Annotated in this window: 22 protein-coding genes; 18 read left to right on the forward strand and 4 right to left on the reverse strand. The window is 48.9% G+C overall.

What is annotated here, in order from left to right; all coding sequences use genetic code 11:
* Positions 1-18 precede the first annotated feature (18 nt).
* From BZJ19_RS01565 to BZJ19_RS01590, 6 genes are all read left to right on the forward strand, one after another.
* Complete coding sequence (locus tag BZJ19_RS01565; protein WP_157891148.1) at positions 19-1,590, forward strand: methyl-accepting chemotaxis protein; 1,572 nt, start codon at positions 19-21, stop codon at positions 1,588-1,590.
* 16 nt (positions 1,591-1,606) lie between these two features.
* A complete protein-coding gene (locus BZJ19_RS01570; protein WP_077674381.1) occupies positions 1,607-2,353 on the forward strand; it encodes an SDR family oxidoreductase in 747 nt (248 codons plus the stop codon).
* A 72-nt stretch (positions 2,354-2,425) separates the two neighbouring features.
* Positions 2,426-3,022 carry a DedA family protein gene (locus BZJ19_RS01575; protein ID WP_077674382.1) on the forward strand — a complete coding sequence of 199 codons (597 nt, stop codon included), beginning with the start codon at positions 2,426-2,428 and terminating at the stop codon, positions 3,020-3,022.
* Positions 3,009-4,121 (forward strand): hypothetical protein, encoded by a 1,113-nt coding sequence (locus tag BZJ19_RS01580; RefSeq protein ID WP_077674383.1) that lies wholly within the window; start codon positions 3,009-3,011, stop codon positions 4,119-4,121. Before BZJ19_RS01575 ends, BZJ19_RS01580 begins: the two co-directional genes overlap by 14 nt.
* A gap of 98 nt (positions 4,122-4,219) precedes the next feature.
* On the forward strand, positions 4,220-4,768 hold the full coding sequence (locus BZJ19_RS01585) for a hypothetical protein (RefSeq protein ID WP_077674384.1): 549 nt from the start codon (positions 4,220-4,222) through the stop codon (positions 4,766-4,768).
* A complete protein-coding gene (locus BZJ19_RS01590) occupies positions 4,756-5,532 on the forward strand; it encodes an NRDE family protein (RefSeq protein ID WP_077674385.1) in 777 nt (258 codons plus the stop codon). Before BZJ19_RS01585 ends, BZJ19_RS01590 begins: the two co-directional genes overlap by 13 nt.
* On the opposite strand, the gene BZJ19_RS01595 is transcribed toward BZJ19_RS01590, so the two are convergent.
* Positions 5,500-6,009: an outer membrane beta-barrel protein gene (locus BZJ19_RS01595; RefSeq protein WP_077674386.1), complete on the reverse strand. Its 510-nt coding sequence runs from the start codon at positions 6,007-6,009 to the stop codon at positions 5,500-5,502. The two genes, BZJ19_RS01590 and BZJ19_RS01595, sit on opposite strands and share 33 nt — an antisense overlap.
* 224 nt (positions 6,010-6,233) lie before the next feature.
* Here BZJ19_RS01595 and BZJ19_RS01600 point away from each other — a divergent pair, with 224 nt between their 5' ends.
* The 4 genes from BZJ19_RS01600 (at position 6,234) to BZJ19_RS01615 (ending at position 10,603) form a co-directional block, all read left to right on the forward strand.
* Positions 6,234-6,821: a nucleoside triphosphate pyrophosphohydrolase family protein gene (locus tag BZJ19_RS01600; protein WP_077674387.1), complete on the forward strand. Its 588-nt coding sequence runs from the start codon at positions 6,234-6,236 to the stop codon at positions 6,819-6,821.
* A 326-nt stretch (positions 6,822-7,147) separates the two neighbouring features.
* Positions 7,148-7,921: an enoyl-ACP reductase FabI gene (gene fabI / locus BZJ19_RS01605; RefSeq protein ID WP_077674388.1), complete on the forward strand. Its 774-nt coding sequence runs from the start codon at positions 7,148-7,150 to the stop codon at positions 7,919-7,921.
* A 46-nt stretch (positions 7,922-7,967) separates the two neighbouring features.
* The gene (locus BZJ19_RS01610; protein ID WP_077674389.1) at positions 7,968-9,386 is read left to right on the forward strand and encodes a bifunctional enoyl-CoA hydratase/phosphate acetyltransferase; all 1,419 of its coding nucleotides are present in this window, start codon (positions 7,968-7,970) and stop codon (positions 9,384-9,386) included.
* Between the two features lie 8 nt (positions 9,387-9,394).
* Entirely contained in the window at positions 9,395-10,603 is a 1,209-nt protein-coding gene (locus tag BZJ19_RS01615) for an acetate/propionate family kinase (RefSeq protein WP_077674390.1), read from the forward strand.
* Here BZJ19_RS01615 and BZJ19_RS01620 read toward each other — a convergent pair.
* The gene (locus BZJ19_RS01620; protein WP_077674391.1) at positions 10,593-11,345 is read right to left on the reverse strand and encodes a substrate-binding periplasmic protein; all 753 of its coding nucleotides are present in this window, start codon (positions 11,343-11,345) and stop codon (positions 10,593-10,595) included. The two genes, BZJ19_RS01615 and BZJ19_RS01620, sit on opposite strands and share 11 nt — an antisense overlap.
* Before the next feature lie 213 nt (positions 11,346-11,558).
* Here BZJ19_RS01620 and BZJ19_RS01625 point away from each other — a divergent pair, with 213 nt between their 5' ends.
* Positions 11,559-12,248: a hypothetical protein gene (locus BZJ19_RS01625; protein WP_077674392.1), complete on the forward strand. Its 690-nt coding sequence runs from the start codon at positions 11,559-11,561 to the stop codon at positions 12,246-12,248.
* A 38-nt stretch (positions 12,249-12,286) separates the two neighbouring features.
* On the opposite strand, the gene BZJ19_RS01630 is transcribed toward BZJ19_RS01625, so the two are convergent.
* Both BZJ19_RS01630 and fabG read right to left on the reverse strand, forming a co-directional pair.
* Positions 12,287-12,994 (reverse strand): SDR family oxidoreductase, encoded by a 708-nt coding sequence (locus BZJ19_RS01630; protein WP_077674489.1) that lies wholly within the window; start codon positions 12,992-12,994, stop codon positions 12,287-12,289.
* A gap of 31 nt (positions 12,995-13,025) precedes the next feature.
* Positions 13,026-13,757 carry a 3-oxoacyl-ACP reductase FabG gene (gene fabG, locus BZJ19_RS01635; protein ID WP_077674393.1) on the reverse strand — a complete coding sequence of 244 codons (732 nt, stop codon included), beginning with the start codon at positions 13,755-13,757 and terminating at the stop codon, positions 13,026-13,028.
* Between the two features lie 232 nt (positions 13,758-13,989).
* Here fabG and BZJ19_RS01640 point away from each other — a divergent pair, with 232 nt between their 5' ends.
* From BZJ19_RS01640 to BZJ19_RS01670, 7 genes are all read left to right on the forward strand, one after another.
* Positions 13,990-14,334: a hypothetical protein gene (locus tag BZJ19_RS01640; RefSeq protein WP_069586709.1), complete on the forward strand. Its 345-nt coding sequence runs from the start codon at positions 13,990-13,992 to the stop codon at positions 14,332-14,334.
* Between the two features lie 305 nt (positions 14,335-14,639).
* A complete protein-coding gene (gene hppD, locus BZJ19_RS01645; RefSeq protein WP_077674394.1) occupies positions 14,640-15,725 on the forward strand; it encodes a 4-hydroxyphenylpyruvate dioxygenase in 1,086 nt (361 codons plus the stop codon).
* Positions 15,726-15,867: 142 nt separating this feature from the next.
* Entirely contained in the window at positions 15,868-18,141 is a 2,274-nt protein-coding gene (locus BZJ19_RS01650) for a response regulator (protein ID WP_077674395.1), read from the forward strand.
* Positions 18,142-18,306: 165 nt separating this feature from the next.
* Complete coding sequence (locus BZJ19_RS01655) at positions 18,307-19,314, forward strand: sphingomyelin phosphodiesterase (RefSeq protein ID WP_077674396.1); 1,008 nt, start codon at positions 18,307-18,309, stop codon at positions 19,312-19,314.
* Positions 19,315-19,583: 269 nt separating this feature from the next.
* Positions 19,584-20,726 (forward strand): HDOD domain-containing protein, encoded by a 1,143-nt coding sequence (locus BZJ19_RS01660; RefSeq protein WP_077674397.1) that lies wholly within the window; start codon positions 19,584-19,586, stop codon positions 20,724-20,726.
* 64 nt (positions 20,727-20,790) lie between these two features.
* Positions 20,791-22,113: an ATP-binding protein gene (locus BZJ19_RS01665; protein ID WP_235608119.1), complete on the forward strand. Its 1,323-nt coding sequence runs from the start codon at positions 20,791-20,793 to the stop codon at positions 22,111-22,113.
* 5 nt (positions 22,114-22,118) lie between these two features.
* The gene (locus BZJ19_RS01670) at positions 22,119-23,735 is read left to right on the forward strand and encodes an EAL domain-containing response regulator (protein ID WP_077674399.1); all 1,617 of its coding nucleotides are present in this window, start codon (positions 22,119-22,121) and stop codon (positions 23,733-23,735) included.
* The last annotated feature ends 1 nt before the right edge of the window (position 23,736 follow it).

Consider the following 23,736-nt stretch of genomic DNA (forward strand, 5'->3'; position numbering starts at 1 on the left):
AAGGAAACAGCTCCGCTTATGAAGATGATCGTCCCGATGGCGATGATAACGGTGATCATTGCGTTTGGACTCTGGCTCACGGCGCCAATCTCCACCGCAATGATGCTCGTTGCCCTGGGGTTACAAACATTGCTCAGCATGCTGGTGGTTTGGTTGGAAAGACGGCATGGCCAAAAGGCAACGGATGAGGAGAATGAGCCTGAAACGCATGCCTTGCCGGTGGAGACCGTCAGACGTTTAGCCAATCGTGCCACGACCAATGCGATGGCGGCGGCGGAAGTGTCGCATTCGGTTGATATTCTCAATACGCGACTTGCAGAGCAGTACGCGTCTGTGGTGGAAATCACTGACACGGCTCAGCATATCGAGCAAACCTTAGCACAGAATTGCCAAGCGCAAACCGATGCGGTGGAACAAGTCAGCGCGATGCGTGAGCAAAGCGTGCAGGGGTACCATCAGTTGAGCGCGTCGATTGATGAAATGCGCCAAATCAACCAAAAAACAGTGACCACACTCACACGTATTCAAGCGTTAGATGTCAATGTGAATAAGGTCAGTGATGTTGCCAACGTTATTGATGCAATTGCAGAGCAGRCCAATCTGTTGGCTCTCAATGCGGCTATTGAAGCCGCACGTGCCGGTGAACAGGGGCGAGGCTTTGCCGTGGTCGCCGATGAGGTCCGTCAGCTTGCGCAACGAACTTCTGAAAGTACCACGGAAGTTGCAAGTATCATTCGTCAGATCATGACAGAGTCTGGCGAGGTGATGGAGTACATTCAAGCGCTTTCGACAGATGTGGATACTGGAACCAGTAATGTTGAAAAGGTGGGTCAGCTATTACAGCAGCTTTCTAGCAGTGCCGATACTGTAGAAGGAGCGGTGAAGCAAATTGCTGAGGGATCGAGCAGCAACAGTGCTAGCTTAGAGCAAATCTCTGCATCACTCACGCAAGTGCGAAGCGGATTGGAGAGCAGTGATCAGCAAGTGAGTGCATTGACCAAAGAAGCGGAGAGCTTGATGGATACTGCAGAGATGACCAATGCGGTCTTCGCGGAATTATCGGATGCCAGTCCTCACCAGCGTTTCTTTGCTGCCGCCTGTGCGTGTCGTGATCGAATTCAAGAGGCCTTTGAGGAAGCGGTTCGAAGTGGCACGATTAGCCAATCCGATTTGTTTGACCGTCAGTACCAACCCATTGCTAATACTGAACCACAAAAATATACCACCCGTTTTGATGCATTCTGTGATCGCCTCTTACCCCCCATTCAAGAGCCGGTTTTAGAGCAAGATGACCACATTGTTTATGTGATTGCGAATGATACCAATGGCTATGTGCCCACACATAATCAGCGATTTTGTCAGCCTCTTACCGGTGATTATGCGCAAGATATCGCCGGTAACCGTACAAAACGCTTATTTGACGACCGAACAGGTAGGCGTTGTGGGCAACATACTGATACCATGCTGTTGCAGACCTATAAACGTGACACAGGTGAAGTGATGCATGATTTGTCTGTTCCTCTTTTTGTGGGTGGTCGACACTGGGGAGCGGTAAGAATGGGGTATCATCCGCCTGTGTCTGCGGATTAAGCGAAAAGGAGTAGCAATGAATCCAGTTGCGATTGTAACCGGGGCAAGCGGTGGCATTGGCCGAGAGACCGCAAAGTTGTTAGCGCAGCGTGGCTATGCCATCTGTATTAACTATCTAAGCAACAGTGAATCCGCATTTGAGTTGGTTGATGAACTCCAAGCCATTGGTGTAAACGCGATTGCGGTTCAAGCCGATGTCTCGACCGAGGAAGGCGTGACACGTTTGTTCAGCGAAGCAGATAACCGCTTGGGTAATGTCACAGCGCTGGTCAATAACGCCGGCATTATGCAGCCTCAGTCTGCAGTCAGTGGGATGGATGCGACACGCATCAACGCGATGTTTCAGGCCAACGTAACCAGTGCATTTTTGTGTTGCCGCGAAGCTGTCTTGCGTATGTCGCAATCGCGCGGTGGACGTGGCGGTGCGATTGTCAATGTATCGTCTGCTGCGGTAAAAACTGGCTCGCCAAACGAGTATGTTGATTACGCGGCGACGAAAGCTGCACTTGATACGTTAACCATTGGCTTGGCGAAAGAAGTTGGACGCGAAGGTATTCGTGTTAATGCTGTGCGCCCGGGCCCGATTGATACCAACATGCATGCCGCCGGCGGTGAGCCTGATCGCGTCGCCCGAGTCGCTGACAATATTCCTTTGGGACGGGGTGGCTCAACATTGGAAGTCGCCGAGATGATCGCTTGGCTGTTGTCGGACAGCGCTTCATACTCGACCGGCAGCCTCTTTGATGTTGCAGGTGGTATGTAATCACGTTTTTCTAATAATTTGTCAGCGATCGTGGCTTTCTGCTGTCTATGTTTAATAGAGAGGAGTTCGCCGATGATCGAGAGTTGGATACCCAGTTTGGCGACATGGTCGCCGCTGGGTGTATTTTTTCTTATTATAGCCACGTCATACTTACTAGAAGACGCTGCTATTGCGCTGGCGGCGTATATTGCGGTACAGAGCTTGCTGCCGTGGCCGTCTGCGTTATTGGCAATCTTTATTGGCATTGCCAGCGGTGATATGGCTTTGTACTTATTGGGCCTTTATGCGCGGCGGTATCGAGGTCTACGGGCTCGCTTACTGACGCAAAAAGGGGTAAGAAAAGCGCGCCATGCGCTCCGCCGTCAACTGTTCCTCAACTTATTCCTAATCCGCTTTATCCCAGGTTTACGGACCGTCGCTTATAGCCTCAGTGGTTTCCTATCCATTTCGTTGGTGACATTTGCCCTCGCAGTTGGTGTGGCGACAGCGTGCTGGACCGGGTTAATCTTCTGGGGAGCATTTGAGATTGAGCATAATCCTTGGTTGGCAGAGCGGCAGCTGACTGGCTGGGCATTTTTAAGCGCAGTTGTTGGATTGATACTGGTGAACCGATTTTTACGCCGCCGAGCATTGCCCAAACTGACAAAGAGGCACTATGACCAAGCCTAAATCGGTACTGATTGGACAAACGGGTATGCCAGATTACCCTGTTGTACGTACGTCGGGGTGGTTTGAATTCTTACCCGCTTGGGCGTTTTATACCCCTGTCGTCGCGCAATCTATCGTACTTGCTGCCTACTACCGCAGTCTGACTGTCCCATTATTGGCCAACCCCGGCATTTTTTTATCTGGCATGGTGGGGGAGGCGAAATCAGATATTTTTGCACTTGCAGGGGATGTGGCGCACCAATATATCGCCCCGTATGTGTGTTGGCAGAAGCCTGAAGGTGTGGATTCAACAAGTCTGTCGTTACTGCAGCACAAGCTAGCGCAACAAGCGATTAGTGTTCCATTCGTTGCTAAACCGGATAAAGGATGCCGAGGCGCCGGTGTGCAATACATCGATAGTGAGCACAAACTGCACCGCTACATTGAGGCCTTCCCGACCCATCGTAAGATTATTTTTCAAGCGCTCGCTCCTTATCCTGCTGAGGCGGGGATTTTTTACCTGCGTTACCCCGGAGAAGCGACCGGTGAGATTATCTCTTTGGGATTAAAGTATTTGCCGTCAGTGACAGGTGATGGGGTGTCTACGCTAAAAACGCTGATTGAACAGCATGCAGATATTGGTGCACGTGCCCACTTATACCATGCTCGTCATCAACACCGACTCGATACGGTGATCGCAAAGGGAGAGCGAGTGACCTTGGCATTTTCTGGTAGCCACTGTCGAGGTGCGTTATTTAAACAGGGCGCGCATTATGTAACACCTGAACTGCGGGCAAAGATGGACGAGATTGCCAACGACATTGATGGTTTTTACTTTGGCCGTTTTGATATCAAGTTTCGCGACATTCCGTCGTTAATGAAAGGAGAGACGTTGTGCATCGTGGAAATCAATGGTGCCAGTAGCGAGCCTGCGCATATCTGGGACAGTGACAGCAGTTATTGCGAAGCGGTACGCGCCTTGATGAGCCAGTATCGCCACCTTTACCGGATTGGCGCGGCGTGGCGGCGGCAAGGTTACAGACCGCCCTCGTTACGGGTACTGCTGAACGCTTGGCGTGAAGAACGACAATGGATGACGCGCTATCCACAAACTGATTAAACGGCATGACTTCTGCTAGGTATGGATGTATGGATGGAATCAGGAAAGCGCAGGGTGACAGATCCCACGGACTGTCAAACTGTACTAAGGTGATGAGTATGCATTGTTCTCTTAACGAAGAAGATCGGGCTGTGATTCGCGGCAACTTAGACGTGATTGGCCAAGCGCAGAAGCTCCTCGACAGCCTCTCAGATGCCACGTACAGTCAAAAGAAAGCCGATGGTTTTACCAGCACCATCGGGCAGCATATGCGCCATGCGCTTGATGTGTATGTGGCACTCAAACAAGGAGAAGCGTGTGGCGACATCGATGCAGATAGGCGTCGACGCGGGCATTTGGTTGAGCACGACCGGCAGATGGCATGCCAAGAGTGGCAATGGCTTGCCGAGTGGTTACAGTCTCTCTCTCATCAACAACTGCATCGCCCCGTGCATATTTCTACCCAAGTGACCTTATATTCCACCAATACGGTGTGCCTTTCTACCACAGTGATGCGCGAGCTTATTGTGGTCGCCAGTCATGCCACGCATCATTTTGCCATGATCCGCAGTGCCGCCTATGAACTCGGCGAAGTCTTGGATGAACATATTGGTGTCGCGGCTGCGACCGCAAGCTACGAGCGAGATCAGCTTCGATGTGCACGCTAACTTGGCAGGCTTCACAGGATGGGATAGACCTGTTCTTCAATCGTGATGAAGCGCGAGGCCGTAGTCGTGCGCTACCGCCGAAAACCTATCAACTGGATCAGACTCAGGTATTGATGCCTATCGATCCGGACGGTATGGGGACATGGATTGCAGCCAACGAGTTTGGCGTGATTGTCTGTCTACTGAATGATTACCAGCATGCCCAAACGGTTGCGCCACGATTAAGCCGCGGGCATTTGGTCAAAGCGTTAGCGGTTTGCACCGCTCTGGATGACATGGCGAACGCGTTGCCAATCGATTCATTGCGCGATTTTGCTCCCTTTTTGCTGCTCGGTTTTGCAGTCGATGGCCTATTAGATAAGACAGACGGCTCGGAGGTTGTTCCTCGGGCTTGGCGATGGAACGGTCAGACGTTGCGGTGTGTTGACTGTCAGCCGCCAGTAGTTTCCTCTGCAATTGATATTGAGACCACTACCATCACGCGAACCCACTATTTAAGGCAAATGAGTGGCACAGTACCGACCCGACAGCAACTATTGGCGTATCACCGCAGCCATTTGCCCGAGCGCGGTAGTGCGTCAGTGTGCATGCACCGGGAGGATGCCAGCACAGTGAGTTTGACGCATGTACACATCGGCGCTGATGGTATCACCATGTATTACTACGACGGAGCGCCATGTTTGGTCGAGACGCCGCAGGCGGCGTATCTACCGCTTGCGAGAAACTATGATTTAAAAGCCAATACTGGTACCGACGGTCACTGAACTGGTTTCAGCATCACCGCGGTCGGCATAGGTCAGTTCGAAGGCTAGCCCTGGCCCGGTGGTGGTATTGAGTTTAACCCCAATCGTTCCGATAGCTCCCCAGCCAATGTCTTTTTCATTGCCAAACTCTGTGCGGTAGTAGTTGGCGCCACCACGCAAATAGAGGCTACCCATTTCGCCCGGCACAGTAAACTGGAGGGCAACGGGAATATACGATGAGGTTAAGGTGCGCTCAATACCATTACTGTCTTCAAAATCAGCAGTGGTTTGACCGTATCCGGTATATAAGCTGCTGTAATCTGTCAATCTAAGCGTACCGTTCGCTTCCCAAGTGTGGCCGGTCTCTGTCTGTCCTGCATATTTTACGTCGGTGATACTGGCACTCGCACCGACGCTAAGCGGAGAGGTTTGAGCGGTTGCGCTGGTTGCGATCAGCGCGCTTGTGCATAGCACGGCAAGCGGCATCAGTTTTTTCATCGTCAGATCCTTTTAACAGGTTGCGGGCCTAAGCCTGATTGTCACCATTATAAGAAGCTAACGGCAATCACATCGAAACCTTGAATGAATTTTGTGCGCTAGGTGAGGACGTACGTAAAGTTTCCGATCAAGCGATTTTATCCATCCGCAAGCAGTGCTATTGTATGGCCCCTTGTGTACGGGCATGGCTATCATGCGTATTTGTTTATCAAAGGGTCCGAGAAATGAAATTTGCTGTTCTTGATCAAGCGCTATACGACCACCTTTATCGTGATATCGAAGCGTTTCGTAACACGTTTGATCTTCCTTGTAACGATGCTGCGTCATTGGACGAGAAAGCGGACGATCTGCACACGGCGTTAGCGGTGGAAGAAATGACAGAGCTCGCGGAAGCGGACTCATTAGTTGAACAGGTGGATGCCATTGTTGATAGCGTGTATGTACTGATGGGCCGTGCAGTACAGATGGGCTCACGGGGATACCGAGATCAGTTAGAGGTGAGCTACCTCGTTGATATTTTGCTGCAAATCGCTAATCGTCTCGGTATTGACTTTGTGACCTGCTGGGATGAAGTGCACAGCAGCAATATGAGTAAAGTATGCCGTAACGAAGATGAATTTGCAGATACCCACGCGTTTTATGCCAATAAAGGCATTGATGTGGTCGCCAGCCCTAAGGCCGATGGCATTATTGCCAAGTGTGCCAAAGACGTCACGGTTGAAGGTAAATTAATCCGTGAAGGTAAGGTCATGAAGTCGGTTTACTACCGTCCTGCCGATCTCGCTAAATGTGTGATGGCAGAACTAGCCTAAATTCTGTTAAGCAAATCCTTAATTACGCCACCGCTTTGTCGGTGGCGTTTTTGTATTTAGCCCATGGTTTACCGCTGACCAGACTAGAGCATTGACTCTGCTCTGATGCGTGGTCGTTTGGGGTTGTCATTAAAAATTAGCAAAACTGTCTGCCTTTCTAGCGTAAAATGCGTCTTATTCCCCTCGTGACTTTTGCTACATCCGCTGATTTGGGTCTAAATTGAAAACTTGCGACTGACATAAAATCTTTCAGTCCGTTTAGTGCAATTACTCAATGCTGAGTGAGCACTAAACCAATCTTGCAACACGAAGGTAGGGAGAACACTGTGACCAATCTATTCTCACTTGAAGGTAAAGTCGGCATTGTTGCTGGACTTGCCAATGAGAACAGTATCGCGTTTGGCTGTGCAAAAGCATTGCAGCAAGCCGGCGCTGAGGTGCTGGTAAGCTATGGTACACCGAAAGCGGAGCGTTTCGTTGAGCCGTTACGCGGCGAGATGGGGGACCCGGAATTGATGCTTTGTGACGTCCAAGACGATGCCCAACTCGATGCCTTGTTTGAGCGTGCCAAACAAAAATGGGGGCGGATAGATTTTGTGGTTCACTCTATCGCCTTTGCGCCGCTCGAGGACTTACATGGTCGTGTGGTGGATTGCTCACGCGATGGCTTTTCACTGGCAATGGATATTTCTTGTCACTCATTTATTCGGATGGCGAAGCGCGCGGAGCCTTTGATGCCAGAAGGCGGCGCGCTCTTTAATATGTCCTACTATGGAGCCGATAAGGCGGTGGATAACTACAACATGATGGGACCAGTAAAAGCCGCCTTAGAGTCTGCCACCCGCTATTTGGCGGCTGAGTTGGGGCCGCAGGGTATACGTGTCCACGCCATTTCACCGGGGCCGATTCGTACCCGTGCAGCATCTGGACTTAGAGAGTTTGAGGCCTTAGCCGTCGACGGTGAAACGCGATCACCATTACGTCGTTTAGCCACGGTGCAAGATGTAGGGAGTGCGGTGGTTTATCTTGCCTCAGATGCAGGACGTGCTTTGACCGGGCTCACCCATTACGTAGACGCGGGACACCACTTACGTTTTTAATTAGCGTTTACTACCCGACTGATTCGATACACTGAAGGAGCCCACTATGACAGGGACACATAACGAGGAGGTCATCGAGAATAAGACGTACGATGAGATTTCAGTAGGCGATGAAGCCTTTTTAGAAAAGCGCCTGACTATGGAAGACATTAAGCTGTTTGCCATCATGTCAGGTGATGTCAATCCGGCCCATGTGGATGATGATTTTGCCAAAAGTAGCCGTTTCCAAGAGATCATCGCTCATGGGATGTGGGGCGGTGCTCTGATCTCAACGGTGCTCGGTACACAGTTGCCGGGGCCGGGGACCGTATATCTTGGCCAAACGCTAGCCTTTAAAGCACCCGTGATGCTGGGCGACGTGCTGCGCGTTGCCGTTCGTGTTGATCAAATGGACGATAAACGTCACCACATTGTGTTCGCGTGCCGATGTGAAAACCAACGTGGTGATGTAGTGATTGATGGCGAGGCACGCGTGCTTGCGCCCACAAAGAAAGTCCGGCGTCAGCGTGCTGTGCTCCCCGAAATCCGTCTGACTGAACGCGGGCAGCTACATGCTATCTTAACCGCTGCGGATCATCCTGATCCCATGCGCACGGCCGTGGTTCACCCGGTGGATGACAGTGCTATCCGTGGCGCAGTGGCTTCAGCAAAACAGCAATTAATCATTCCTACCTTGGTGGGACCTCGCGATAAGATTATGGCTGCCGCGGACAAAGCCGAGCTGGATATCAGTGAGTTTGACATTGTCGACGCCCCGCACAGCCATGCAGCAGCCGAAAAAGCCGTTGCGATGGCGCGCTCTGGTGAAATTGAAGCGCTAATGAAAGGCGCGTTGCATACCGACGAGTTGCTTCATGAAGTGGTCAAGCGTGAAGGTGGACTGAGAACGGAACGCTGCCTGAGCCATGTGATGGCATTTGATGTGCCGACCTACCCGCGTCCTCTATTTATTACCGATGCGGCGATTAATATTTACCCAGGCCTTGCCCAAAAGCGCGATATTATTCAAAACGCGATTGAGCTAGCCCATGCGATTGGCAACGCCAACCCCAAAGTGGCCATCCTCTCGGCGGTGGAAACCATCAACCCGAAGATTAACTCCACCCTGGACGCGGCGGCGCTGTGCAAGATGGCAGAGCGCGGCCAAATTATTGGGGGCGAATTAGACGGGCCGCTGGCGTTTGACAGTGCAGTGTCTGAAGTGTCTCGTGCGACCAAGAATATTCACTCCACCGTGGCAGGCTGTGCGGACATTCTCGTAGCCCCCGACCTCGAAGCGGCCAATATGTTGATGAAACAGTTGAGCTATCTTGCTGATGCTACCGGCGCGGGCGTCGTCGTGGGCGCACGCGTGCCCATTATGCTCACCAGTCGTGCGGATGATGCACTCACCCGAATTGCATCAAGTGCGTTAGCTTTATTATTGGCTGAGCATCAAAGAAAGACATTACAGACCCGAGTCTAGGCGGTGCAATGGGTAAAATACTAGTGATTAATAGTGGCTCATCGAGCTTAAAGTTTGCATTGTTTGATACAGCGGGCCCCGTGGATTCGGGGCCCAGTTCATCGGTTCATGTTTTAGTGAAGGGGCAGTTTTCAGGGCTTGGAACCGATCGCTATGATGTATCAATGGCCCGTCATAAGCCGGGGATCAGCGCGGTCTCGCCGGGCTCTGCGCCAGATCATCATGCTGCTGTCGCGTCGTTACTCATCTGGTTAGAGCGCCAAGGGCTGTTGGACGAGATTATCGCCGTTGGGCATCGAGTCGTGCATGGCGGTCAGCACTTCCATCAAGCGACTCAGCTGGATGAGCAAAAAGTGGCTTTGTTGGAAGCGTTAACCCCGCTTGCACCTTTGCATCAACCTTACAGCCTTGCCCCAATTAAGATACTCGGCGAGCGATTGCCTGATTTGGTGCAGATTGCGTGTTTTGATACGGCGTTTCATGCTCATCAGCCGCTCGAAGCAAAACAATTCGCTTTACCTTACGCGATGTTCGATCGAGGCTTTCAGCGTTACGGATTTCATGGCCTTTCTTACGACTATATCACGCGGCGCTTGCCAACCATCATCCCTGATTTTAACCATGACGCGCGTGTGGTTGTGGCGCATTTGGGTAATGGTGCAAGTTTATGTGCTATTCAAGCTGGAACTAGCCTTGCTTCTACCATGGGATTTACGGCGCTGGAAGGCTTACCGATGGGGACACGTTGCGGATCAATCGATGCGGGCTTGGTGCTGCATTTGATTGCGCAAGAGGGGATGACGACTGATGAGGTGGCGCAGTTACTGTATAAGGAGTCAGGGCTTCTAGGCTTGTCTGGCATTAGCAGTGATATGCGTGCTTTGCTGAATAGTGATCGACCCAGAGCGCAGCAAGCGATCACACATTATTGCTATCGCATTGCGCGTGAAATTGGCAGTTTATCAGCAGCGTTAGGCGGGTTGGATCATATTGTCTTTACTGCTGGAATCGGCGAGCACGCCGCGCCAGTACGAGAGCAGGTAGCGGCCCATTGCCAGTGGCTGGGGGTTGATTTAGATGGCGAAGCGAATCAAGCCAACCAATCTTGTATTTCGAGCACAACGAGTCGAGTCGGGGTCTGGGTGATCCCGACCGATGAAGAGCAAGTGATCGCAGAAGACTGCCTCACCATGTATCAAAAGACGCTCACTCATTAGGACGTAAATAATCACGCTTCATCGATTCAATCTGCCCAGAATCCATCATCTGTGCAATTGTGTTACTGAGCTGAGCGACTGCCTCCGCATGGTGAGATTTTTTTGATAGCACGATGTAGGCGTTAATCGGCTCAGAAAAGAGGAGTGGCTGCTTTTCGAGCACGCGATTGGTATCGAGGCGACTAACCAAATAATCGAGTTGGTATTCCTCACCGATGACTGCATTGGCGCGTTGATTGATGAGTTGTTTAATTGCAAACAGGGTCTGACTGACAGGACGTGTCTGAATGTTTTTATCTTGACTGAATTCGTCTGGGAAATGCGCGCCGCGCTCAATCGTAATTTGAAGAGGATAGAGCTGCTGTTTCGTCGTTATCGCACGCATATCCCCCTTATGGGTGTAAATCACATAATTGAGATTGGTGCGGTAAGCGGGGGTTAAATAATGCAGATAGACTTCACGGTCCGCCTTTTTGAGCACATTTGTTGCGATATCTGCTTTGCCCTGTTCGAGCAATCGTAGACAGCGTTTCCACGCGCACTGAAGCATATTGAGCTTAAACCCAGCCTTGTCCGCGAGTGCGGTGATGATCTCGACATCAATGCCTTGGTAGGGATAGGTTTGGGTATCTGTCCAAGGTGGCCAGTGTGGGACCACATAGGTTAATGTTTTTTCTGTGTTAGCTGCCGCCCCATGTATCAGTTGCATAGCGATGAGGACGGCAAAAAGTAGGTACTTCATCAGGGATACTATGTTTTGACATTTCTATTAGTATAGTCAATAGATGCTCATGTAAAGCCTGCGATAATTAGTTGTTTTTAGATGATTTAATCAAAACTGGGTCAGCAAGGCACACCAAAGTGTGACATTGCATACAAGATTTTTTGTTGATGTGCACCGTGTAAAATTAAATCGGTATTCTATCGCCGGACACAGAACGCAAGGATGTTTTTTATGATGCGCTGGGTATGGATGGGCTTAGTGGTGCTCAGCCTCACAGGGTGTGCGCAAAAACTGGGTAGGCCCTTCGATATTAAGAATCTCGCCAAGTCGGACATGGATCTGATCACGGATATCCATATAGCGGAAATTCGCGATCTGACAGAGCAGTTGATTGTAAAGCTCTATAAGCGTAATCCGCGAGAGCTAAGAAAAGTACCGGGAATGACGATCGAAAAGCGTGTTGCTCAGCTCATGGCTGAGAAACGTCCCGAAAACGGCTTTCGTGAACTGGGAGGCATGGATGGGATTGCGCTGTTACCACTGGCGTTTTCTAGCGAGTTTAGAGGCGATCGGGTATTTGCGTTGATGGCGGGTGTTACCGGCATGATCAGTGCGAGTTATAATCACCAATTGGAATTTTTCTTACTCGACGATATTGATCAGCAAAAGCTGTACAACTGTGCACGCAATCTCGAAAAAGTGGCCTGGCTATTGAACAACGAGAAAGGTGATAACGGCGAGCTGCTTTTACTGAGTAACGGTGTGGGCAAAAATGGTGTGCCTAATTACAGCTATGAGCGCTTGTTTAGTCAGATGATCCTCATTCAGGATATGATGGCGGTCATGGTCGCCGACAGTACCAATCGCAACATCAATCAAGTCGTGCATAGCATGGCATCCATGACTTTTTTCCCGATTTGATTATATTGCTTTAGGCGGCTTTTTCGCCGCCTAAAGCCTTACCAGTCAATCTCTTTGCCTTGATAATCGATGAAACGGCCGTTTTGGCTATCGGTAAGGGTATCGAGTACCTGCTTTAACCCCTGAGCGGACTCTTGAGCGCTAATCAGCGCGTTTGGACCACCCATCTGTGTTTGTACCCAGCCTGGGTGCAACGCAACCGCACGGATACCTTGGTCGCGAAGATCGATGGAAATACTTTTGATCACTGCATTCAGCGCTGCTTTTGAGCTCCGGTAGATGTAACCGCCCCCCGATTGATTGTCGCTCATGCTACCTACTTTGGAGGAAAGAAAAGCAAAAATGGGCGTATGGCTGCTGTGACGTGCCTTTGTTAGGTGTGGCGTAAAGTACTCGGCGATAACCAATGGTGCAATGGTGTTCACTTCTAAAACATCGCGCCATGCGGCCGTGTCGACCTCACCGAATGCGTAGCCTTTGGGACCATAGAGTCCCGCATTGTTGATCAACAGATGGATAGGGATGTCGCTCAGCTCCGATGCGAGCTGCTGTACGGCGGTGTGGTCTGTTACGTCGAGTGCATGGGTTGAGAGCGTGGTGTAGCGATTTTTAAGTGTCATCAAATGGGGGGCAGAGCCGGGAAAACGGCAGCAAGCAATCACTTGCCAGCCGTGTTCTAGGTACAACTCTGTTAACGCGAGTCCTATGCCTCGGTTTGCGCCCGTAATGAAAAGTGTTGGCGTCATGCATACCTCTAAATGGTTGGCGTTGCCACCATTATATGACCAATCCGCCATCGACTTTAAGTGTTTGACCGGTAATAAAGCTCGCCTTATCGCTGGCTAAAAAGCAGATAGCATCAGCAATATCTTGAGCCGTTCCCATTCGGCCTAATGGTGTCTTGGCTTTCATCATATCAATCACCTTCTCTGGCAGGTTTGCTGTCATGGGCGTCTCGATAAAACCGGGAGCGACACAGTTGGCACGTATTTTTGCACCGTGGCGAGCGAGCTCTTTGGACCATGTTTTGGTCATGGCTATCACACCCCCTTTTGAGGCCGCATAATTGGTTTGGCCGATGTTGCCGTCCGTCCCCACCACAGATGATAGCGTCACAATCGCGCCTTTTTCTTGCTCAAGCATCAGCGGAGCAATGGCTTGGGTCATAGAGAACACACCTTTAAGATTGACATCAATGACGGCATCCCAATCACCTTCTGTCATTTTGGTGAGTAGGTTATCGCGGGTAATCCCAGCGTTGTTCACCAACACATCGACAGGCGCATTTTGTTGGTGCAATGTCTGCACCCAACGGGAAACCGCGTCACGATCACACACATTGAGCGCGATGGGCTGAATAATCGCGTGGTCTTGCCAAGCGGTCATTGCATCCATGGTGAGATCGATGGCGTAGATTTTCTCTACCCCTTGTGTAATGAAGGTATCAACAATCGCGCGCCCAATTCCTTGGGCAGCGCCGGTAATGACACAATGTTTTCCTGCTAGCATCTGTGTGCTCCTTTTTTGGTGACCCCCACTTCTTTTATAACTACAACGCAAAGCGGTGAGGAATCGATCAGTAATTTCTTGGGCGTCTGTATTGCCTAAGGCCCTGCTTACATTCGATAAGCTTGCAACAACTAGGCCATGCACTACTCTGTCTATGATAAATTGGCATATCAATTTGTGGGCGGATAGGCTAAAATTTAATCAAGATGTCACCTTGTTTGAGAGAGGGCCTATGCCGACGTCAATCAATTCGCAACCTTTGGCGCAGCAATATATGCAGCGTCAGCGCGATCGTCAGGACGATCAGGTCAATGGCGGTCTCAATAATTCAATGAGTGTACAAGAGCGTGCTGAACTGATCCGCAAAGAGCGTGAAGAACAGAAAGAAGCCGCTGCATCCGGCGAGCAACGCGAAGAAAAGCGAGATTACCAGTCCCTGATTGATCGTGTCGCTGAGCAAGAAGCGCAAAAGTCGAAAATGGACGCTTACAATCAGCGTCAGCAAGCGTTAATGGAGCAGGTTGAAAAGACGATTACGCCGAATGCGCAACAAACAAGCTATAGTTTGAAAGTGTGACGTTATTCACTTTTTTTCTTTTATCAAAGGCCGCTATGTGAGCGGCCTTTTTGCTTTTTGAGACAGAGGTGTTTGCGTTTTAGTTTGCATAAATGTAAACAAAATGTTCTCGTGGGTGAGTTTCTTTACACTTTGAAGAGAGTGTATCACCCAGATAGGCCAGCAATTATCGCATCAGTGCATGACTGTTCATAAAAGATGACAACTTTGGTTAACATTTAAGTAACCTTTTGTCGGTGGTGTCATGCTAGTGCTTCCTCTTTGAGGGTGCTATTTCTATTGGCATGAACAAGGAGGAAGCAATTATGACGACCACTATGCAAGCGCCCGTCAAAACCATTAACCCACTAGGCACGGACGGATTTGAGTTTGTTGAGTACACGGCGCCCGATCAAGCGGGCATTGATGCACTTAAAAATCTGTTTTCATTGATGGGTTTTGCGGAAATCGCCAAACACAAGCACAAGCAGGTTTGGCTGTATCGTCAAGGCGACACCAACTTTATTGTCAATGGTGAGCCCGAGTCACAAGCACAAGGCTTTGCCAAAAAGCACGGTGCGAGTGTCAATGCGATGGCATTTCGCGTCAAAGATGCCGTGCATGCGATTGCCTATGCTGCGAAGCAAGGCGCCAAAGTGGTTGAACCAAGCATTGGTCCAATGGAGTTAAGCATTCCAGCAGTCTATGGCATTGGTGACTCGCTGCTTTACTTTGTTGATCGCTATGGCGACCAAAGCATTTATGAAGTGGATTTTGATTTCTATAACGACTGGCAATCACGTCTCAAAGAGGCTGACGCTGGCTTAAAAGTAATTGACCACCTAACGCACAATGTTGACATCGGCAATATGGATGTCTGGGCTGATTTTTATGACCGTATCGCTAACTTTAAAGAAATCCGCTTCTTTGATATTGAAGGGAAAAAGACGGGGTTGAAATCACGGGCCCTTACAGCGCCATGTGGAAAAATCCGTATTCCCATCAATGAGTCAAGCGATGATAAATCGCAAATTGCGGAATACTTAAAAGAGTACAACGGTGAAGGCATTCAACATATCGCACTAACGACAGATAATATTTACGAGACAGTTCGTACGTTGCGTCAACGTGGTATGGCATTTATGGACACGCCAGATACCTACTATGAAAAGATCAATGAACGCGTTAAAGGTCACGAAGAAAGCATCGACGAGCTTCGTGACACGCGAGTATTGATTGATGGCGATGTGGATAGCGGCATCTTGCTGCAGATTTTCACCAACACGGTTATCGGCCCTGTGTTCTTTGAAATCATCCAGCGTAAGGGCAACCAAGGTTTTGGTGAAGGTAACTTCAAAGCCTTGTTCGAGTCTATCGAGTTGGATCAAATGCGTCGTGGCGTGTTGGATTAACCAGACAGATGAAATTAAGTTATCTTATTGTAGGCGCTCTTTAGGAGCGCCTTTTTTGTCTACTTATCATGGCATTTTTCGCTGGATGCGAAAAATGCCTCTATGCTTAGTCTTAGTGGATACATTAACGGACTAGGTGACTATGAAGGCTGATACCGCCGTTGCTCGTAGCTCTTTATCGGTTGCGCTGATCACTAAACTAACCCTGTGTTGGGCACTGTTAACCGCGATGGTTGCCGCGCTGCTACTGTATGTCGATTATCAAGAGCATAAAGCGGATGTCGAGCGTGCGTTGTTGATGACCGCGGAAAAAGACTTGAGTGTGATGACCTCTCATCTTTGGTGGGAAGAGAGCACTGCCTTTGAGCGGCAAGTCGAGCGCTTGATTGCGCAACCTCACATCGATTATTTGCGCGTTTTTGATAGCGACGGGACTCTAGTAGAGCGTGGCGTTGCCCCTTCTGACCAAGCACTCGAATATTCATGGCCCTTGGTTTACCGCGACGCGGGCAACGAGTACATGCTGGGGAGTTTGAACGTTGCCTCGAACTATACGGCAACAAAAGCGAGCATGAGTGAACACCTAATGTGGACACTGATAGCATGGCTGTGCCTATGCGCATCTGGTCTTGCCATGTCGCTTTGGATCATTAGCCGAGAACTCACCACGCCATTGGCGAAAATGCGCCACCAAATTAATGTTTGGGACGCTGACAATAAACCGATTTTTCTCACCACGCCCAAGAATCGACACGCGTGGAGTGATTTAGAATCACGTTACAACGCCATGATTGCGCGTTGTCGAGAGCGATTGAGTTGCATGGATGATGATCGTCGGTATGCGGAGCAGGCGAGTCAGAAAAAGAGTGAGTTCTTGGCTAACATGAGCCATGAAATTCGTACCCCTATGAATGGCATCATCGGCATGGCATCACTGTTAAAAGGCACGGATCTCAATGACGAGCAGCAAGAATTCATTGAGATGCTTGAAACTTCCTCAATCTCATTGCTTGATATTATCAATGACATTCTCGATTTCTCTAAAATTGAAGCTGGAAAATTAGAGTTAGAACCTTTAGAGCTCAATATTTTTGAGTTGGGAAAAGACTTAGAAAATTTGTTCACGTTACGTGTCAAAGAGAAAGGTCTGCAGTTTCACTGTGATATCGACAAGGATATATCTCCTTTGCTGATCGGCGATGCGCCTCGGTTGCGACAAGTGATGATTAACCTTGTCGGTAACGCGGTGAAATTCACCGAGAGCGGTGAGGTAGAGGTGGTGGTGTCGAGTGTCAGTGAGAGCGATGATGGATGTGTTTTGCGCTTCGAAGTCAAAGATACCGGACCAGGCGTACCGTTCGACCAGCAAAGTCGCATCTTTAATAAATTTGAGCAAGGCGATGACCCAACGGCACAGAGCCAAGGAACGGGACTGGGTCTCGCGATATCTCAGCAAATTGTGCACCTGATGGGTGGGACACTGCGATTGGAGAGTGAGCCCGGCAAAGGTAGCCGCTTCTTTTTTACTGTTCAATTCAACAAGAGCAGCGTCCCACTCGCTACGCCGGTAGAAGCCTATCTGTTTGCCGGAGCGCCTATGTTGCTGGTGGACGATAGTCGTTTAAATATGCGTATAACCACTGCACAACTCAGTAACTTAGGTTGCCAAGTCACCTGTTGTATGCACCCAGACGATGCGATGTCGCTGATTGAAGAGCGAATGAGTAGTCAGTATCCATTTAAAGTGGTGATTCTAGATAAGCTGATGCCCAAAACGGATGGCTTTTCACTGGCGACCAAAATCAAATCGCAGTTTGGAAAGGAGAGCCCAGCAATCATGATGTTAACCGCTGCACCCGATGGCCTCGACAAACCACGCATTGAACGTGCTGGTATTGAAGGCTATTTGGGACGTCCTTATCAGTTCAATGATTTGAAAAGTCACCTTGTACGTATCCTGCAGCAGCGTCAACCAACATTAGGTGTCGTGCGACAAACCGGACGTGGATCATCACTGGCTGGTCTGCATGTCTTAGTCGTCGAAGATACCAAGGTCAACCAGCGAGTGACCGAGGCAATGCTCACCAAGCTGGGTGTGCGCGTCACAGTGGCAGAAAATGGCCAACAGGCTTTGGACTATTGGCAAAAGCAGCCTTTTGACTTGATCTTTATGGATTGCCAAATGCCCATTATGGATGGTTATCAAGCTTCTAGGCGTATTCGAGAACAGGAAACACGCTTCAATCGTATTCCCATTGTTGCGTTGACAGCCAATGCAACAGCTGAGGATAAAGACGCGTGCCTTGATGCGGGCATGGATGACTATATTGCTAAACCAGTTCGTAAAGACGATCTCGCCACAATGCTTAAAAAACATACCTTTACTAGTGAAACTCAACTTCTTACTAAGTCATAACCCCAAGAAAATTGAGAAGTGAGTCGCAATTGTGATCTTAGTTACAAAACTATCAAAAAATAACAAGGATTTTTGGAGTGGTCGAACCTCTATTCGTTAGGCTTCTAATGTTTTATCGGGATGTTGTTCCGTAATAATTAGAAAGCGAAACGAAAAAGAGGAAGCATGAAAACTAAAAAAATGTTCTCGGCGGCAGCGGCGTTACTGCTCAGTCTCAGTGCGCATGCGGGTCAGCTTAATGTCATGGCGTATAACATTATGCAGCTGAGTAACCTTCAGGATTGGGATCAGGCAGAGCGAGCGGCCCGTTTGCCGAAAGCCATCTCTGATATGGACACTCAACCGGATGTGATTCTGATCAGTGAAGCCTTCAATGCTGAGGCCGAGCAAGCGATGAATCAGCTTGCAAGTTTGTACCCTTATCAAACTCCCAATGTTGGGCAAGACTGCAGCGGGGAAGGTTGGGACGCCCTCACTGGGGATTGTTCTAATTCGTTGTTTGTGGTGCGAGGCGGCGTGACTATCCTATCTAAGTATCCCATCTTGACTCAAAAGGCTCATATTTATAATCACAGTTTAAAGGGCAGCTGGGACTATCAGGCTAACAAAGGCTTTGCATATGCCAAGATAGATAAAAATGGTGAGATTTTTCACCTGATTGGCACCCATTTACAAGCCACACATGATGGGATGTCTGACGAAGAGCATCAAGTTCGTCTGGGTCAGCTGGGAGAAATCAAACATTTTATCGACCAGGCAGCGATTTCCGCTGACGAGCCTGTGATTATTGGTGGTGATATGAACGTGGAGTGGAGCCGCCAGGATGAAATTAAAGACATGAAAGCGGTATTAAATGGCGTTCTGCGCTTCTCTGAGCCGGAAGTAACGTCTTTTTCTGCTAAACATAATTGGTTCACAAAAGCGAATGCTTATCACTTTGACTATGATCTTAATTATAACACCACGTTAGATTATATTTTGTGGAGCCGTGATCATGCCGTGCCAGCCAATCAACCTGAAATGAAGGTGGTGCCATTAACCGCCAAAGACCAGTGGTACTGGGATTACCTTGAAGGTGAGTGGCCACAAGATGCTGGACAAACCTACCATGATGGTTATTACAATGAGCTCTCCGACCACTATCCGGTGATGGCACAGTTTGAATTTGAGTAAGGTGGGCTCTCCATAGCTCACAGCCATATAGGGCTCAATTATGTTGAGCCCACTTTTCCTCGCCACTGATCGTCCTTTCCACAAATAGACTATTTAATTCTCGTTGTATGCCAAGAAAAACTGGCTTTTTGAGCTATGCTTAGCGAATGGATAAATGCGTATCTCGACCTTAGGGTGCCTGTGATAATAGGCGCGACGGCATTGATGATGTGCTCACAAGTAGCCTAATTATCACAACAAGTAACTTGGAGAGTAAGTGCGAGGAAAACATGGATAAGCCGCGTTTCCACATCATTTATGTTGATGATGACGAGCTCACACTGAAGGCAATTGGTCGGGTGATTCGTCGCTTGAAACCTGACTGGACGATTAGTCTGGTAAAAAATCCTACCCAGTGGGAGAAAGGTGTATTAAATGATCAATCACCATCTTTAGTCATTAGTGACTTATTGATGCCTAAACTCAAGGGAGATGCACTGTTAGAGCAGGTCCGCGGGTGCTTTCCGGGCACAGTAAGAGCACTGATCACCGGAGATACAAGGCAAAAGATCACCGAATTGGCAACCCCCAGCGTGCACTTTGTTTTACCTAAGCCTTTCTCTGAAGAGGATTTTGCTAATGTGCTTAACAGTGTTGAGCGTCTCTACAAATTGCCGATTGATAGTGAAACACGCAATCGCCTCATCGGTATCGAGGACTTTCCCGTTCTGCCTGATTGTGTCCGCCGACTGCGTGCCACGATTAACGATCCAAACTCTGACATGGAACAAATTGCACGGGTGGTGAGTGAAGAGCCACCTCTGGTTGCTCGACTTTTGCAGCTGGCTAACTCGGCCTATCTGGGCTTTCGCAACCGAACTTGGTCCATAGAAACTGCGATCAATCGATTGGGTATTCAATCAGTGGAATCCATTGCTGCCACTATGGTTGGGCACAATGCGTTTCAGCACTTGTCGACCAAGGAGCACTATGAAGTGGTCGACGAACATATCGAACTGGCTAATCTAAGCAAATCACTGGGTGTCTTTTTAGGGCACGACAAAGCGCATGCTGAGCGCTTATATCTGGCATCTGTCTTGTCATCGTTGGGAGAGTTAATGGCACGAGAGCTAGGTTGTCGGGAAAGTGGTAATAATCCCATCTGTGATTTACCCACTCGCTTTGATACTGCGCTCATTGTGTCCAGCTATATCGTTATCTTATGGGGCTACGATTTTGAATTGGCAGAAATCGTTTTAGCCAGTGGTGAGGCGTCTTTGTTGTCTGACGGTGAACAGGCCAGTGATGGTGCACTCCTACATTACTGTCGTCAGTGGATTCACGCGAACGATATCGAGAAAGCGAAACTTTTACAGTCTTGGTCGGCGAATATTGGCGCGTTTTTTACTCAATCGTATCAGGAGACGATCTGAGTGTACTGGTTGGTATTCGACGTTACTATAGGTTTTCCCTGTCGACTGAATAGGGAGGGAAAACGTGAAGAATAGCGACATGTCACTAGCATTGTTCAATCAACTGTCAATAGCGATATGTATCGTCGATCATGAGTACACCATTGAGAGTGCAAACGCGAGCTTCCTTGATCGCTTACCAGCAAACCAAAGTACAGTGGTTGGACGCTCACTATTGGCATGCTTTCCAGTCCATCGTCAATTTTTACAGCAAAACATCGATTCGGTTTTCTCGACGCGAACGCCATTACTTTCCTCCGGCTCTGTCATCGTTGATACATCTTTGGAAGTGGGGAGCGACGCCACACATAAGTGGCAAGACATTGAGTTTCTTCCCATCCCGTCAGCGTGTGGTGTGGTAACACAGGTTGCGATTTGTTTTTACCGTCCCACAATGTTGGCGGCCCCGAAGCAAGACTCAGTTACCACCATGTCGGATAGTCAGCGACTCAAACGAAGCTCGGATGCCTATCAAGAAGTGGTTTCAGAGCTTAAGCAGCTTCAAAGCCAATTGCTTCAGTCTGAGAAAATGGCGTCGATTGGGCAAATATCGGCGGGAATTGCCCATGAAATCAATAACCCTATCGCTTTTATTTCTTCAAATATCCGCACCTTGTACGACTATCTAGAGAAATTTTCCGCTTATGTCCATCAGTTGGATGAAAAGATTGATGCGAGTGAGAACAAGGTGTTAGTCGCTGATAGGCAGGCGCTAAAAGATAAGATTCAGTTAGATTATTTACTCGAAGATGCCAGCGATCTCATTGAAGAGTCGTTAGAGGGTATCTCGAGAGTGATAACGATTGTCAAAGATCTCAAAGAGTTTTCCCGTGCTGATAATGGCGAATGGGTTTCAACCGATGTTCGTCGCGGTATCGACTCGACACTGAAGATTATCCACAACGAAATTAAGTATGCCATTGAGATCGAGAGAAACTATTCGCCACAGACACCTGACATTATTTGTCAGCCTATGCAATTGAATCAGGTTTTTCTCAACCTGTTGATTAATGCCGCCCAAGCGATTGAGGGCGAAGGGAAAATAAACATCGATGTTGCGCCTCTCGATGTTGAGCACTTAATGATAAAAATTAAAGATACCGGTCTCGGGATCCCTGATGAAGCGCTGACGACGATTTTTGAGCCGTTTTATACCACCAAGCCTGTGGGGCAGGGAACCGGGCTTGGGTTGTCGGTGTCACGCGATATTATCGCTGCGCATGGTGGCCAAATAACAGTAGAAAGTGAGCAGGGAAAAGGAACCACGTTTACTATCGTGTTGCCTTGTTCCGATGGCTGCGCCGACGAAATTGCCCCGTCTGATGCAGAAGGTATAAGAGGAGACTAAAGCGCATGATGGCGTACACGGAAATCTTACTGGTTGATGATGAGCCACATATTTTGCGCGCATTAAAGCGAGAGTTACGTCGTTTTGTGGCGCATATTCATACCGCAGAGTCGGGGCAGCAGGCGCTCGATATTTTAACCAAACATCAAATTGGTCTTGTGATTTCCGATTACCGCATGCCGAATATGGACGGTGCAGAGTTACTGATTAGTATTCACCAACGTTATCCCGATATCGCGACCATTATGTTGTCCGGGCAAGCCGATCTACCGGGCGTTTCTCGAGCGATTAATGCTGGTGCGTTGAGCCAGTATGTGAGCAAACCATGGGACCGCGACGTGTTGTGTGACACGGTGAAAACCATTTTGACCCATAAACACGCGTCTTTGCCCAACGACACACTGACGGCTTGCTTTTCAAAAGAGGCGCTCAACCAGAAAATTCAAGGTATGGCGGTGGATGCAAAAACACCGTGGTTGGTGGCGATTGTTGATAACCAAGGCACGAGTAATCTTAATGAAACCGAGTCGGTGATGGTGGGGAATCAACGTCTGCAAAGGGTGAGTGAACACTTGCATGAGTTGGAGGTATTTAAATGGTATCGGATCGCCGACAAATTTATTGCTCTATTTGAGTATTCATCAGAAGGCCACCGGTTGTTAAGCGAACTGATTGAAAGTTTGCACGCCGCAGAAGAGAAAGGCCTGTCGACACAATTAATGATCAGTGCCCTTCGCTCTTGGCAGGAATTGTCTTTTGATACAGTTCAGGCGCGTAAAGCAGAAAAAATACCACTTTATGATGCGCTCTATTGGCTACCTTGCCCTGAAGAACATCAAGACGACGCATCGTTACGCGCCTTGATTCATGATATTGAGGCCAAGCACTTCGAGGCATTCTTTCAACCTCAGTTAAATATTGTAACCAATGAAATAGATGGTTTTGMAGCGCTAGTGAGACGCCGGCTTGCGGTGGGACACTACCAAAGCCCTGCGGGATTTTTGCCGTTATTGAGTCAATATCGGCTTGAAGGTGTGTTAACCACCTCGATGTTTGAGCAAGCACTGGAAGCGATTGGACGACTACGTCAGGCAGGTTACGCGAAAACGGTGAGTGTTAATGTCACTGCAAAACAATTAGAGACTGGGTTTGTGGTTGATGTTATCCAGCACCTTTTGCCGTACTACCCCGATGAGATTACACATCTTGAAGTCGAGTTGGTAGAAACTGACCGGATTGATGACTTTTCACTGACGCGCCAGCAAATGGAGCGTTTGAAATCACTCGGTATCTCCTGTGCGTTAGATGACTTTGGTACTGGTTTTGCTGGGTTCGAGTCCATGTGCGACCTCCCCTTTGACGTGATAAAAATAGATGGCCGCTTTGTTCGCAATATTGGTCAGAGTGAAATGGATGAAGTGATCCTGACTTCAATTGGTCAGAGTGCTCGGCTGATGAACGTCGAGGTGGTCGCTGAGTGGGTCGAGAATCAAAACCAAATCGACTTTTTGAGAGAAAAGGGGTGTACGCGAGTACAAGGTTATGGAATTTGCGCACCGCTCAGCGGAGATAAACTCCTTGAGTTTTTAGCTAACTTTAAAGCACAAGAGACGCCTTATTAAC

Origin of the sequence: Salinivibrio proteolyticus (genome assembly GCF_001996165.1) — a bacterium.
GTDB lineage: Bacteria > Pseudomonadota > Gammaproteobacteria > Enterobacterales > Vibrionaceae > Salinivibrio > Salinivibrio proteolyticus.